Annotated in this window: 15 protein-coding genes; 4 read left to right on the plus strand and 11 right to left on the minus strand. The window is 46.0% G+C overall.

Going from position 1 to position 12,950, the window contains the following annotated elements:
- Positions 1 to 71: 71 nt before the first annotated feature.
- The 6 genes from F0228_RS11140 to radC form a co-directional block, all read right to left on the minus strand.
- A complete protein-coding gene (locus F0228_RS11140) occupies positions 72 to 1,076 on the minus strand; it encodes an NAD-dependent epimerase (RefSeq protein WP_171730413.1) in 1,005 nt (334 codons plus the stop codon).
- Positions 1,077 to 1,167: 91 nt separating this feature from the next.
- A complete protein-coding gene (gene mutM, locus F0228_RS11145; protein ID WP_171730412.1) occupies positions 1,168 to 1,977 on the minus strand; it encodes a bifunctional DNA-formamidopyrimidine glycosylase/DNA-(apurinic or apyrimidinic site) lyase in 810 nt (269 codons plus the stop codon).
- 3 nt (positions 1,978 to 1,980) lie between these two features.
- Positions 1,981 to 2,511: a hypothetical protein gene (locus tag F0228_RS11150; RefSeq protein WP_171730410.1), complete on the minus strand. Its 531-nt coding sequence runs from the start codon at positions 2,509 to 2,511 to the stop codon at positions 1,981 to 1,983.
- A gap of 202 nt (positions 2,512 to 2,713) precedes the next feature.
- Positions 2,714 to 2,881, minus strand: coding sequence for a 50S ribosomal protein L33 (gene rpmG, locus F0228_RS11155; RefSeq protein WP_002535344.1), 168 nt, complete (start codon positions 2,879 to 2,881; stop codon positions 2,714 to 2,716).
- A 13-nt stretch (positions 2,882 to 2,894) separates the two neighbouring features.
- Positions 2,895 to 3,131, minus strand: coding sequence for a 50S ribosomal protein L28 (gene rpmB / locus F0228_RS11160; RefSeq protein ID WP_004728407.1), 237 nt, complete (start codon positions 3,129 to 3,131; stop codon positions 2,895 to 2,897).
- 291 nt (positions 3,132 to 3,422) lie between these two features.
- The gene (gene radC / locus F0228_RS11165) at positions 3,423 to 4,097 is read right to left on the minus strand and encodes a DNA repair protein RadC (protein ID WP_004741426.1); all 675 of its coding nucleotides are present in this window, start codon (positions 4,095 to 4,097) and stop codon (positions 3,423 to 3,425) included.
- 225 nt (positions 4,098 to 4,322) lie between these two features.
- Between radC and coaBC the strand changes: the two genes are divergently transcribed.
- From coaBC to lpxL, 3 genes are all read left to right on the plus strand, one after another.
- Positions 4,323 to 5,570 carry a bifunctional phosphopantothenoylcysteine decarboxylase/phosphopantothenate--cysteine ligase CoaBC gene (coaBC, locus tag F0228_RS11170; RefSeq protein ID WP_171730409.1) on the plus strand — a complete coding sequence of 416 codons (1,248 nt, stop codon included), beginning with the start codon at positions 4,323 to 4,325 and terminating at the stop codon, positions 5,568 to 5,570.
- 169 nt (positions 5,571 to 5,739) lie between these two features.
- Positions 5,740 to 6,330 (plus strand): nucleoid occlusion factor SlmA, encoded by a 591-nt coding sequence (gene slmA / locus F0228_RS11175; RefSeq protein WP_004741428.1) that lies wholly within the window; start codon positions 5,740 to 5,742, stop codon positions 6,328 to 6,330.
- A 17-nt stretch (positions 6,331 to 6,347) separates the two neighbouring features.
- Positions 6,348 to 7,331 (plus strand): LpxL/LpxP family Kdo(2)-lipid IV(A) lauroyl/palmitoleoyl acyltransferase, encoded by a 984-nt coding sequence (lpxL, locus tag F0228_RS11180; protein WP_171730407.1) that lies wholly within the window; start codon positions 6,348 to 6,350, stop codon positions 7,329 to 7,331.
- Positions 7,332 to 7,422: 91 nt separating this feature from the next.
- On the opposite strand, the gene pyrE is transcribed toward lpxL, so the two are convergent.
- Both pyrE and rph read right to left on the minus strand, forming a co-directional pair.
- Positions 7,423 to 8,064, minus strand: a complete 642-nt coding sequence (pyrE, locus tag F0228_RS11185) for an orotate phosphoribosyltransferase (protein ID WP_004741430.1) — start codon at positions 8,062 to 8,064, stop codon at positions 7,423 to 7,425.
- Positions 8,065 to 8,171: 107 nt separating this feature from the next.
- The gene (gene rph / locus F0228_RS11190; RefSeq protein WP_061033128.1) at positions 8,172 to 8,888 is read right to left on the minus strand and encodes a ribonuclease PH; all 717 of its coding nucleotides are present in this window, start codon (positions 8,886 to 8,888) and stop codon (positions 8,172 to 8,174) included.
- 248 nt (positions 8,889 to 9,136) lie between these two features.
- On the opposite strand from rph, the gene F0228_RS11195 reads away from it, so the two are divergent.
- On the plus strand, positions 9,137 to 10,003 hold the full coding sequence (locus F0228_RS11195; RefSeq protein ID WP_061033127.1) for a YicC/YloC family endoribonuclease: 867 nt from the start codon (positions 9,137 to 9,139) through the stop codon (positions 10,001 to 10,003).
- A gap of 79 nt (positions 10,004 to 10,082) precedes the next feature.
- Here F0228_RS11195 and F0228_RS11200 read toward each other — a convergent pair whose 3' ends face one another.
- The 3 genes from F0228_RS11200 to F0228_RS11210 form a co-directional block, all read right to left on the minus strand.
- Complete coding sequence (locus F0228_RS11200) at positions 10,083 to 10,715, minus strand: alternative oxidase (protein WP_008224459.1); 633 nt, start codon at positions 10,713 to 10,715, stop codon at positions 10,083 to 10,085.
- Between the two features lie 212 nt (positions 10,716 to 10,927).
- Positions 10,928 to 11,353 carry a phosphate-starvation-inducible PsiE family protein gene (locus F0228_RS11205; protein ID WP_008224461.1) on the minus strand — a complete coding sequence of 142 codons (426 nt, stop codon included), beginning with the start codon at positions 11,351 to 11,353 and terminating at the stop codon, positions 10,928 to 10,930.
- A 185-nt stretch (positions 11,354 to 11,538) separates the two neighbouring features.
- Positions 11,539 to 12,909: an NCS2 family permease gene (locus F0228_RS11210; protein WP_061033126.1), complete on the minus strand. Its 1,371-nt coding sequence runs from the start codon at positions 12,907 to 12,909 to the stop codon at positions 11,539 to 11,541.
- Positions 12,910 to 12,950: the final 41 nt, after the last annotated feature.

Raw genomic sequence — 12,950 nt, forward strand, 5'->3', positions numbered from 1 at the left:
GGAATAATCCTGTATTAAAAACAAAAAAATAGCGCTCATTGAGCGCTATTTTTTATAACTACAATTGGGGGTTACAGTGAGTAGTAAGCCTTATACCAATCCGCGAATGCTTTGGCGCCTTCTTGGATTTTAACTTGAGGCTTGTAGCCAACTGCTTCAAACAGATCCTCAGTATCGGCGTAAGTTGCGTATACATCACCAGGTTGCATTGGCATGAAGTTCTTCTTCGCTTCGATACCTAACGCAGTTTCCAATGCTTCGATGTAATCCATCAATTTAACTGGGCTACCATGGCCGATGTTGAATACACGGTATGGTGCAGAGCTGGTTGCTGGTGAACCTTGCTCTACTGTCCAATCTGGCTGTTTTGCTGGAATTCGGTCTTGTACACGAATAATGCCTTCAACGATATCATCGATATAAGTGAAGTCACGCATCATGTCGCCGTTGTTGTAAATGTCGATCTCTTTACCCGCCACGATTAAGTTCGCAAACTTAAACATCGCCATATCAGGGCGGCTCCAAGGGCCGTAAACCGTAAAGAAGCGTAGACCTGTTGTCGGCACATCGTATAGATGAGAATAGGTATGCGCCATCAGCTCATTCGACTTCTTAGTCGCTGCGTACAATGAAATCGGGTGGTCAACGCTATCTGCCGTGTGGAATGGCATTTTCTGGTTCAGACCATATACCGAGCTTGAAGAAGCATAAACTAGGTGTTCAACCTTGTTATGACGGCAGCCTTCCAAAATAGCTAAGTGACCAACAAGGTTGCTGTCCGCATAAGCCATTGGGTTATCGATTGAGTAACGAACGCCAGCTTGTGCCGCTAAGTGGATAACGCGGTCAAATTTTTGCTGTGCGAAAAGATCAGCGATACCTTCTCTATCAGCTAGATCAAGCTCGATAAAGGTAAGGTTTTCATGTTCGATTCGCTTAAGGCGGTCATGTTTCAGAGAGACTTCGTAGTAGTCATTTAGGTTATCGATACCAACAACCTCATGTCCTGCCGCACATAGTCTCTCTGACACTGCAGAGCCAATAAAACCAGCAACGCCAGTTACTAAATATTTCATTCTACTATTCTCAATTCATATAATTAGTACAATTGTAGCCACTCGCTAGCCTACCGACTAGCAATAAAAAGTGAACACGAGTTCAGATTTTCTATACTTGGCACTCTTCGCAATAAAACGTATTGCGCTGACCGATTTTTAGCTCTTGAATCAGCGCTTCGCAGCTTGGGCACTTTTCACCTGCTTTACCATACACTTGCAGCTCTTGTGCGAAGTAGCCTGGTTTACCGTCCGCCTGAGAAAAATCTTTCAACGTCGTGCCACCTTGCTTAATAGCCGTCGCGAGCACTTGTTTGATCTCATCGGTTAACAAGATCCATTCAGCTTTGGTTACTTTGTTTGCCGATCGTAACGGGTGGATTTTTGCAGAGAACAAAGCTTCATTAGCGTAGATATTCCCGACACCGACCACCACTTTGTTGTCCATGATGAACTGCTTGACCGCAACTTTACGCTTTTCTGCCTTCTCAGCGGTGTAGTCAGCATTAAAATCGTCGGTTAACGGCTCAGGTCCAGAGCCAAGCAACACAGAGTGAACTTCATCAGGCGCCGACCACAACCAAGCGCCAAAACGACGCGGATCGTTATAGCGCAGTACTTTGCCGTTAGTCAGCTTGAGATCCACGTGATCGTGCTTTGCCGCCGGGAAATCGGCATCTAATACGCGCAGTGATCCAGACATTCCAAGATGAACAATTGCAGTACCTGTATCAGTTTCAATCAACAGGTACTTAGCACGACGCGAGATCGCACGAATCACCTGCCCTTCTAGCTTTTTAAGCTCTTGTGGGATATCCCAACGCAGCTTTGGCGTACGAAAGGTCAGTGTCTTAATGGTCTCGCCGACTAAATGAGGCGAGATCCCCATGCGGCTTACTTCGACTTCGGGTAATTCAGGCATAATCTAATCGTCCGATGTTGAGGGATTGTCTTGGCTAAGACTTGGAAACAGGTAGCTCTCTTCAATAGACACCGCCAACCACTGATCATTCCAGTTTTTTAACAACCAAAACTCAGGCAGCTGATAATAAGTAATACGTTGAGGCTCTTCTTGGTCTTGATACCACACTTCTATGGTGTGTGGGGTAGTAAGCTGAGAAGCAAGGTCAGTATAGGTTTGCGAGTCAACCTCGGTACCAACAAGCTGTTGCCAGCGTTGAGCGCGTTCTTGAGCGCTAATGCTTTGAGCTGGGGCGGAACCTTTCAATTGATAACCCCACTGACCATCTTCGAGTACCAATGACCACTTAGCAAAGTGCAACGCTTGCAACTCGGCTCCAGGATTTAACAGGTAGGGATAAGGGCTACTAACCTGTTGCTCAGGTTCTGGCTCGATAAGATACGCTTTGATCAAAGTCGGAAGGTTGAGCACCCCAATAAAAGCGATCACGCTTAACATGAGTATGTTGTTCCACCTGCGTCCACGATATCTCATCTGATTCTGCCATCTAACCTATTGAGCCTTCAGTATATCGTGAAAGTGGCGATACTTTCTATGTTGCTATTTGTACCGGCTAGATCCTTATAAAGACTAAAAAGTACATGAAGTCACCAAATTTTGGGCATAAAAAAACCCAGCGATTAAGCTGGGTTTTTCAATTCTTTCTTCTACTGAAGAAGAGCCAAAAAAGCATCAATTACTTGATTTTCGCTTCTTTGTACATAACGTGTTGGCGAACTACTGGATCAAACTTTTTGATCTCAAATTTGCCTGGCATGTTACGCTTGTTCTTATCAGTTGTGTAGAAGTGACCAGTACCTGCAGAAGATACTAGACGAATTTTCTCACGAATGCCTTTAGCCATTGCTTAATTCCTCTTAAACGTTTTCGCCACGTGCACGGATATCAACAAGAACAGCATCGATGCCTTTCTTATCAATGATACGCATGCCTTTAGCAGTTAGACGTAGTTTAACAAAACGTTTTTCGCTCTCTACCCAGAAACGATGAGTTTGTAGGTTCGGCAGAAAACGGCGCTTAGTAGCATTGCGTGCGTGTGAACGGTTGTTACCCGTTACTGGACGCTTACCAGTTACTTGGCATACTCGGGACATGAATGTCTTCTCCAATCGTTTCAGCTCGATATCAACCTTGGTGGCCGAACCTCTCTATCAATTAAAATAGAAGGTAAAAACCGTTATGGAAAATCCATACAAGGCTATCAAAGGTCGCGCATTATACTAACTTGACACGCATTGCTCAAGACCCGAACAGATCCTTTTTGCGGATTTCGTGATCTTTTTTTGTGCAGCGCAGCTTGCTTGAGTAATCAGAGCTGATTTTAGGTCTAAAAATGTGGGCGGAATGATAGCAGATTTAACGTAGTTAACAACCTAAAATGTGATTCAAATCCATCCGCGCTCAGCAAAAGAGACAACTTCGCCGTCTCCGACCACAAAATGGTCGAGAATTCGAATGTCCACCAGCGCTAAGGCATCAGTCAATCGACGAGTTATTCGTCTGTCTGCTTGGCTTGGCTCTGCAATACCCGAAGGGTGGTTATGTGCCAATATGAGGGCGGCAGCATTATGGTGAAGTGCCCGTTTAACGACCTCTCTAGGATAAACCGATGCAGCATCAATCGTCCCCTCAAACATCACTTCATCCTTTATTACTCTATTTTGGTTATCAAGAAACAGTATATAGAAGGCTTCTCGCTGGCGGTCGCGCAACATACTTGAGAGATAGAGTTTGGTATGACTCGGGCTGGTCAGTGCATCGCCTCGAGATAAGGTCTCTGCGAGATAACGCTGCGTCATCTCCAGTACGGCTTGCAATTGAACATACTTCGCCTGCCCCATCCCTTTATGAGCACAGAACTCAGCTTGTGTTGCAGAAAAAAGGTGCCTAAGCGAGCCAAAGTCCTTGAGCAGCTTATCTGCCAGCTCTAGAACGTTCATTCCTTGCGTGCCCGTTCGAAGAAAGATGGCTAGCAGCTCAGCATCACTCAAAGAATCTGGCCCTCGAGTAAGCAGTTTCTCTCTTGGCATCGACTCTGCAGGCATTTTATTTATCGGCATAGAAGAGCAAATCCATTGCTTATGAACATAACCCATCAGCGTAACCAGCTAGTATCCAGAGATCATTAAATAGAGATAAAGTCAGCCGAGCCACCAACAAAACCGTGTAATTGATAAGTTTGATAACGCCAATTTGATGAGCGTCAAGTCTGTTCAAGTTCTGCTTCTAGGCACTCATCCTTTGTTCTGATATCGTAAGTCGCAGAAAAATTAAGGAACAGAATCATGCAAACACAGGTTAATCCACTGAGTAACGCTGACCAACCAGGCCTAGCAGGGAAAAAAATTCTTCTTGGTATTAGTGGTGGTATCGCTGCTTACAAATGTGCCGAGCTGACTCGACGCTTGGTTGAACGTGGGGCACAAGTGCAGGTCGTCATGACCAATGCAGCCAAAGAGTTCATCACTCCACTGACCATGCAAGCGGTCTCGGGAAGGCCAGTGTCTGATAGTTTGCTTGATCCTGCTGCTGAAGCTTCAATGGGTCACATCGAACTCGCAAAATGGGCTGACTTAGTATTGTTGGCACCGGCGACTGCCGATCTTATTGCACGTATGACTGCTGGCATGGGCAATGACCTACTGACCACATTGGTTTTAGCGACCGATGCGCCAGTTGCGGTATCGCCAGCAATGAACCAACAGATGTACAGTCACCCTGCCACTCAAGAGAACATCGCGACGCTAAAACGTCGTGGTTGTGAGATTTGGGGCCCAGCGGCTGGCGAACAAGCGTGTGGTGATGTAGGCATGGGCCGCATGTTAGAGCCAATGCAGCTTGTACACCGCTGTGAAGACTTCTTCCAACCTAAACCACTTGCTGGCTGCTCTGTACTTATTACTGCAGGACCAACTCGTGAAGCTATTGACCCAGTGCGTTACATCACCAACCATAGCTCAGGGAAAATGGGCTATGCATTAGCTGAAGCCGCTGCTAAACAAGGTGCGACGGTCACTTTAGTGAGCGGCCCTGTGTCACTCGCTACTCCAGAAAAAGTGACTCGCGTCGATGTCGATAGTGCTCAACAGATGTTTGATGCCGTTACTGCTCACGCCGCCCAACACGATGTTTTCATCAGCTGCGCCGCCGTTGCTGATTACCGCCCTGAAACCATTGCAGACCAGAAACTTAAAAAAGTAGATGGTAAAGATGACATGACGATTCACATGGTGAAAAACCCAGATATCGTCGCTTCTGTCGCGGCAATGACTGAAGGCCGCCCATTTACAGTAGGGTTTGCGGCTGAAACGCAAGACGTTGAGAAATATGCTCGCGGTAAGCTAGAGCGAAAGAACCTGGATATGATTTGCGCTAATGATGTGTCTGTTGAAGGCCAAGGCTTCAATAGTAGCAGCAACGAATTGCACCTTTATTGGAAAGGTGGCGATAAATCTCTGCCATTGGATAGCAAAGGTGCGCTTGGATTCCAGATCCTTGAGCAGATCCAACAACTGCTAGAAAAGAATCACTAACTCACTGATTAGAGCAATATTGTCGGATAAATAGACAATTTTGAGCTGACAATCTGCTGACACCTCTCGATTCTGTTGACCTAGGGCTTACAAAACTAGGAAACAGAATTGAATGGTGTTTATAATCCTTCTTCACTCAATCCTCATCTTTAGGAAAGGAAGTAAATAGATGGCTGGTACTCGAAAATCAAACCGTCGTGAAGAAATCCTACAAGCTCTCGCACAAATGTTGGAATCGACCGAAGGTGCTTCTCGTATCACGACGGTAAAATTAGCCAAGCAAGTTGGCGTTTCTGAAGCAGCACTTTACCGCCACTTCCCTAGCAAAGCTCGCATGTTTGAAGGCCTTATCGAGTTTATTGAAGAAGCCTTGATGTCTCGAATCAACCGCATTCTGGATGAAGAGAAAGACACGCTAGAGCGCATACGCCTAGTACTGCAACTGATCTTAGTTTTCTCAGAACGTAACCCAGGCCTGACTCGAATTTTATCTGGCCATGCTCTAATGTTTGAAAACGAGCGCCTACGTGACCGCATCAATCAGCTATTCGAACGCATTGAGACTCAACTTCGCCAAATTCTGCGAGAAAGAAAGCTTCGTGAAGGGAAATCATTCCCGGTTGATGAGAAAATCTTAGCGGCACAATTGCTCGGCCAAGTTGAAGGCAGCCTAAATCGCTTTGTGCGTTCTGACTTCAAGTATCAACCAACAGAAAACTTCGATGCTTATTGGGCACTACTCAGCGCTCAGATTAAGTAGCAATCCAACTTTAAGTGATGGTTATGACGAAAACTTCTCCGACAAGCAGCACTGCACAACACGTTATTACTAAGCCGCCTTTTACACTGGCACTGCTTCACCCTAAATATTGGGGAGTATGGTTCGGCTTTGGGTTGTTGGCGCTTATCGTTAACGTTCTACCTTACCGCCTGTTATTACTGTTAGGCCGCTCATTGGGCACTTTAGGCGCTCGTTATGGCAAAAAGCGCGTCGCAGTCGCCACTCGCAATTTAGAACTCGCCTTCCCAGACAAGCCAGCAAATGAAGTTGCGGCTATGGTGAGCGAGAACTTTAAGAATACGGGTATGGCGCTGATCGAAACCGGTATTACTTGGTTCTGGCCGACGTGGCGCTTCAAGCGAATCTTAGTAGACAAAGACACTCAGATGCTGCGTACGCACAAAGCCAATGGCAAAGGTGTTCTTCTCTGCTGTGTGCATGCCTTGAACCTAGAGATCACCGCACGAGCGATGGCTGTACTCGGTATTCCTGGCTTAGGGGTGTATCGTCCACACAACAACCCTGCTTATGAGTTCATTCAGTACCGCGGTCGTACCCAAAACGGCAACCGCCTCATTCACCGTAAAGATGTGAAGCGCATGATCCGAATCTTGCGTCAGGGTGAGATCCTCTTCTACCTTCCTGATCATGATTACGGTCGCAATAAATCTGTATTTGTGCCTTTCTTCGCAGTGCCTGATGCGTGTACGACGACTGGTACTAGCATTCTGGCTTACACCAGCCGCTGCGCGATTGTTCCAGGTTCTGGCTTTAGAAACGACAACGGCAAATATGAAATCATGGCCGATGAGTCCATCGAAGATAACTACCCGCAAAAAGATGAGAAAGCAGCTGCTGTTTACATGAATAGCTACCTTGAGAAAATCATCTTACGTGCACCAGAACAGTGGATGTGGCTACACAAACGTTTCAAAACCATGGAAGACCCAGAAGCTGAACGCGGTATTCGTTATAAGTAGAGTAGCCGCTATAAATACTATTCTGAACCAAAAGAAAAGGGGCTGATGATTCATCAGCCCCTTTTGCATTCTATAGCTATAACAAATTGTATTAGATGCCGTACTGAGCGCGGTACGCTTTCACTGCTTCAAGGTGCGCTGCGTCAGTGCCCTTCTCTTCAAGGAAAGTTACTAGGTCAGTCAGGCTAACGATAGAGATAATCGCACAACCAAAGTCACGTTCTACTTCTTGAATCGCAGATAGCTCACCTTTACCTTTCTCTTGGCGGTCAATCGCAACAAGAACGCCCGCTAGATCAGCACCATTCGCTTGGATGATTTCCATCGATTCACGAATTGCAGTACCTGCAGTGATTACGTCGTCCACCAGCATGATGCGACCTTCCAGTGCGCTACCGACTAGGTTGCCACCTTCACCGTGGTCTTTTGCTTCTTTGCGGTTAAAGCAGTAAGGCGTGTCTACATCGTGGTGATCGGCCAGTGCAACAGCTGTTGTCGTTGCGATTGGGATACCTTTGTATGCAGGGCCAAACAGTACATCAAATTCAATACCAGAATCCGCCAGTGCTGCTGCGTAGAAACGACCTAAGCGCGCTAGGTCACGGCCTGTGTTAAACAATCCAGCATTGAAGAAGTAAGGGCTCTTACGGCCAGACTTTAAAGTAAACTCACCAAACTTAAGTACTTCTTTCTCTAGTGCAAATTCAATAAATTCACGTTGATATGCTTTCATGCTCATCCTCTATGTTTACTCAATAAAACTTAACTTACGCTCTGTACCACCCTTTCGGGTTTTACAGACAAAAAAATAGCCCCCAAATTGGGAGCTATTAAAAATGACTAGTCGGCCAACGCTGCTTTCTGCGCTTCGACGATATCGGCAATGCCCTTATTCGCCAGGGCTAAAAGCTTCATCAGCTCTTCGTGGCTGAACGGTTCGCCTTCTGCGGTACCTTGAATCTCAATCATCTTACCGTCTTCCGTCATTACAACGTTCATATCTGTATCGGCTGCTGAGTCTTCAACGTATTCAAGGTCACACAGTGCTTCTGCACCAACGATACCCACTGAAACTGCCGCTACGTGGCCTTTCATTGGGTTCTTTTTCAGTTTACCGCTGTCTAATAGGCTCTTGATTGCGTCAGCCATTGCTACGCTTGCGCCAGAGATAGACGCAGTACGTGTACCGCCGTCTGCTTGAATAACATCACAATCAACAGTGATCATTATTTCACCCATCGCTTTAAGATCCACAACAGCACGTAGGCTACGAGCGATCAGGCGTTGGATTTCCATCGTGCGACCACCTTGCTTACCGCTCGCTGCTTCACGACGGTTACGAGTGTGCGTTGCACGTGGCAGCATGCCGTATTCAGCCGTTACCCAACCCTTTCCTTGACCTTTCAACCAACGCGGTACGTTTTCTTCTACCGTCGCATTACATAGAACTTTAGTGTTGCCGAACTCAACTAATACAGAACCCTCAGCATAAGCTGTGTAGTTACGAGTAATTTTAATTGGACGAATTTGATCTACAGCGCGGTCATTTGGACGCATTGGTATCTACCTTATTAACAGTCTGAAGTGATTTACTATCGAAAGCGTGCATCACCTAAGAAAGGGGTGAGACATATTTGATTGGGGCGAGATTATATAGCAGTTTATCGTGCAAAGCTATTTACCATTCGAAGACGCTGTTCAAGAAAAGTGATTCCTTAGCAAAAGTGATGAGCTTCGGCTGTCACCCGTATCGTGATACTATGCGTGCGCGTTATTTTCAGAATGATAAAAGACAGGAAAATTCGATGATTTATAGTATGACCGCGTACGCACGCAAAGAAGTAAAAGGCGATTGGGGCAGCGCAGTATGGGAAATCCGTAGTGTAAACCAGCGCTACCTAGAAACTTACTTCCGTATGCCTGAACAGTTCCGTGGTTTAGAGCCAATCCTACGCGAGCGTTTCCGTAAGCGCCTAGCGCGCGGCAAAGTAGAATGTAACCTACGCTTTGAAGCTAACCCAGCAGCAAAAGGCGAGCTAAGCATCAACGAAGGTTTGGCGCAGCAAGTGATCAATGCGGCGAACCAAGTGATGACCATGACAGGTGAAGAGAGCCGTCTGAATCCATTCCAAGTAATGAACTGGCCTGGTGTGATGGAAACGCCTGAGCAAGACATGGATGCGATCAACAAAGACCTGCTAGCAGCGTTCAACGATGCGATTGCAGAGTTCATTGATGCTCGTGCTCGTGAAGGTGAGAACATGAAGGCGCTAATCGTACAGCGCTTAGATGCAATCACTGAAGAAGTGGTAAAAGTACGTGCACGCATGCCTGAGATCCTAGAATGGCAACGTGAGCGACTGCTTAACAAATTTGAAGAAGCGAAAATTGAGCTTGAAGGTTCTCGCGTTGAGCAAGAGCTTATCTTACTCGCACAGAAGTCAGACGTAGCCGAAGAGCTAGACCGCCTTGACTCTCACGTGAAAGAAGCCAATGCAGTATTGAAGAAAGGCGGCGCATGTGGCCGTAAACTGGACTTCATGATGCAAGAGTTCAACCGTGAATCAAACACGCTAGCGTCTAAGTCTATCAGCACTGACATCACAGCATCTGGCGTAGAGCTAAAGGTTCTTATCGAACAGATGCGTGAGCAAATTCAGAACATTGAATAAGCCAATGCAGAGCTAATACAAGTAAGCCCCTGTATCGAAAGATGCAGGGGCTTTTCTTTATTTTAGTAATAAAGGAGCATTAGCATTGATGTTCAGGTAAGTCTTTCGTTTTGTAGAGATTGGCAATGTCGTGATTCTTGTCGCGATGCTTAGCTTCATCCTCTCTGATACGGAAAAGCACATCTAAGAATGTTGCGCCTTCAGGTAGGCGATAATAGGTAATCGCGATTTCTGGCGCTGGATGGTTGGGCAGAGCCCCCTCTTCAATTTTGGATATGTACTCTGAATAACTGTTACAGGCTTCCTCTTCAAAGTAGCCGACAATCCTATGCGCAGTTTTAGAAGAAACTAGGTAGATAACGCCGTAGATGATGAGAAAGATAAACTGCAGTAACATCACTAAGATGCGTTCTATAATGGATGGCTTGGTAACGGTCAGGAAAATCATCAAATGCATCCGTTCATTGTCTGCTTCATCCAATAGCTCTTTAATCCAACCGCCGTCATCTTTCATACGACGTAGTGCTTTAAGGTGGTTAAATACACCTGCGACCATGCCTGGTACAGCCGCAATGGTTTCCAACAACATCGCACGTTTGGCTAAATGTTTTCCATAAAACAGGTTAAGCGTTTTTTTGAGAAGTCGAGTAACAAGAAGCGCAACCTTTTCGGAGAATATTTCAGGTTTGTAATGAGTGCTTTCAAAATGCATAGCGTGTTCCTTATATGAGTCTAATACTCACTAATCAACATTCATGCCACAACACAAAGACTTATATATCAAGGAAAAGACAAGCAAAGGAGTCATTAAGACTCCATATTAACAACATACAAAAAGACACCTTAATGTCTTTTTGACACAATAGGGATAATAAAAACCCAGCGACATGGCTGGGCTCTTAAATGACTTATAAGTCGACGGTTTTACTCGTCCGGCTGCTTGGTTCGAAGGTCCACATACGGCCAGTAGTGATGACCAACTCGAATCAGCAAGGTTGCGGCCGCTAGAATAAATGCTGCTAAAGATAGCCAAACGATCAGAACCGCATCGAGTTCCTTCATTCCCAGAGTAATGTAACGAGCGATCGCCATCATCGCGATGTAGATTGGATAACGCACAGGGATCTTACCGTTCATCACAAACTGCTGAACCATGGCCAACACTTCGAGATAGATGAACATCAACAGAATATCGGTCAGTTGTACTCTGCGCTCTGTGAAGACGTGCATGAACTCCTCAAGCATCGCAAACAGTGTTGCAAGGGTAATCGCCACCAGCAGCACCGCTTCAAGAATATGGAAAACCTTTAAGAAAGGCTTACTGAAAGATTTGGGTAAATGAGAAGGCATAGTCACTCTTCAAAAATAATTAATCCAATCTCTACAATAGCATGCCTCAATATAAGTCGCCCCTTCTCTATCGGAGAACACCAACAATGGCACACCTTTTGTTGAGGCAGATACAAAAATGGCCCCACATTCACTGCAGAGCCATTTATTCATTCTTTGTCTCAGCTTAACTCGGCCAATTAGCCTTAAAGCAGAATCAGGTAGGTTAGGAACACCACACACAGGCCATAGATTAACGGGTGAACTTCTTTACCCTTACCTGCGACCACCATAGTGAATGCATAGCTGATAAAGCCCATCGCCATACCATTTGCAGGTGAGAAGCTTAGTACCGTGAACATAATGGTGAAGAAGGCTGCAATGCGAGACTCTTTCTTCTCCCAATTGATCTGACCAAGGCGGCCCACCATGTAGATGCCTACCACGACCATCGCCGGCGCAACCATAGCCGCCGAGAAAATAGAGAAGATTGGGTACAGAAATAGCGAGATTAGGAACAAGCCTGCAACCATCACTGCCGCCAAACCTGTCTTCGCTCCTTGAGAAGAGGCAATACCCGACTCAGAGAAAGCAGTAATCGATGTGGTACCAAGAATCGAACCAATCACCGTACCACCCGCATCTGCCACTAGAGCAGACTTCGCATTTGGCACCTTACCATCTTTATCGATGATACCTGCATCACGGCCAACACCAACAATCGTGCTCAAGCCATCAAAGAAGTCGACAATCAGGAAGATAAGTACGATGAACAATAGATCGAACATTTTCTCAGGGGTGAACGCAGAGAAATCGAAAATCGCGCCGAAGCTACCTGCCATGCTCGGTGGCATCGCGACTAGCTGCTCTGGGATTGGCGCATTTGATGTACCCATGAACACGTCAGCTAGGATTGTCAGTGCAATCGCTGATACGAATGAGATAAATGTCGCTAGCTTGATATCACGAACCATACAGCCAAGCGCAATAAAAATACTGATGTAAGCGATGATCACTTGTGGGTCTGAGATATCCCCTAAACCAACCAATACAAACGGATTCGAAACGATGATGCCCGCGTTCTTAAGACCTAAGAACGCGATGAACAAACCGAGCGAGACCGTAATCGCCAGCTTTAAGTCCTCTGGGATCGATTCAATCATCGATTTACGAATATTGGTCAATGAGAATGCGAGATACAAAATACCAGAAAGGAAGATACCAAATAGCGCTTCATTCCAAAGCACAGCCACAGAACCACTCAATAGCAGGCCTTTGAAAAAGCCATTCATACTCATGCCCGGCGCTAGCATCACAGGGTAGTTACCCCAGATGCCCATGATTAACGTCGAGATGGCTGCAGCCAAAGCCGTTGCAGTAAATACCGCACCTTTATCCATACCTGGGATACCACCCAAAATCGCTGGGTTAACCGCCAGAATGTAGCTCATTGCCAAGAAGGTAATGAAACCTGCGTACAGCTCAGTGCCGATCGTGGTCTTTCTTTCAGTGATTTTAAACATTGAATCAAGCGAACCAGAGGTGTTCTGGGCTTTCAGGGTGGAATCGGTACTCACAACAAAACCTTTGCAATAAATTAAGAATTTGGAGATTCAAA

Origin of the sequence: Vibrio sp. 99K-1, assembly GCF_013114585.1 — a bacterium.
Lineage (GTDB): Bacteria > Pseudomonadota > Gammaproteobacteria > Enterobacterales > Vibrionaceae > Vibrio > Vibrio chagasii_B.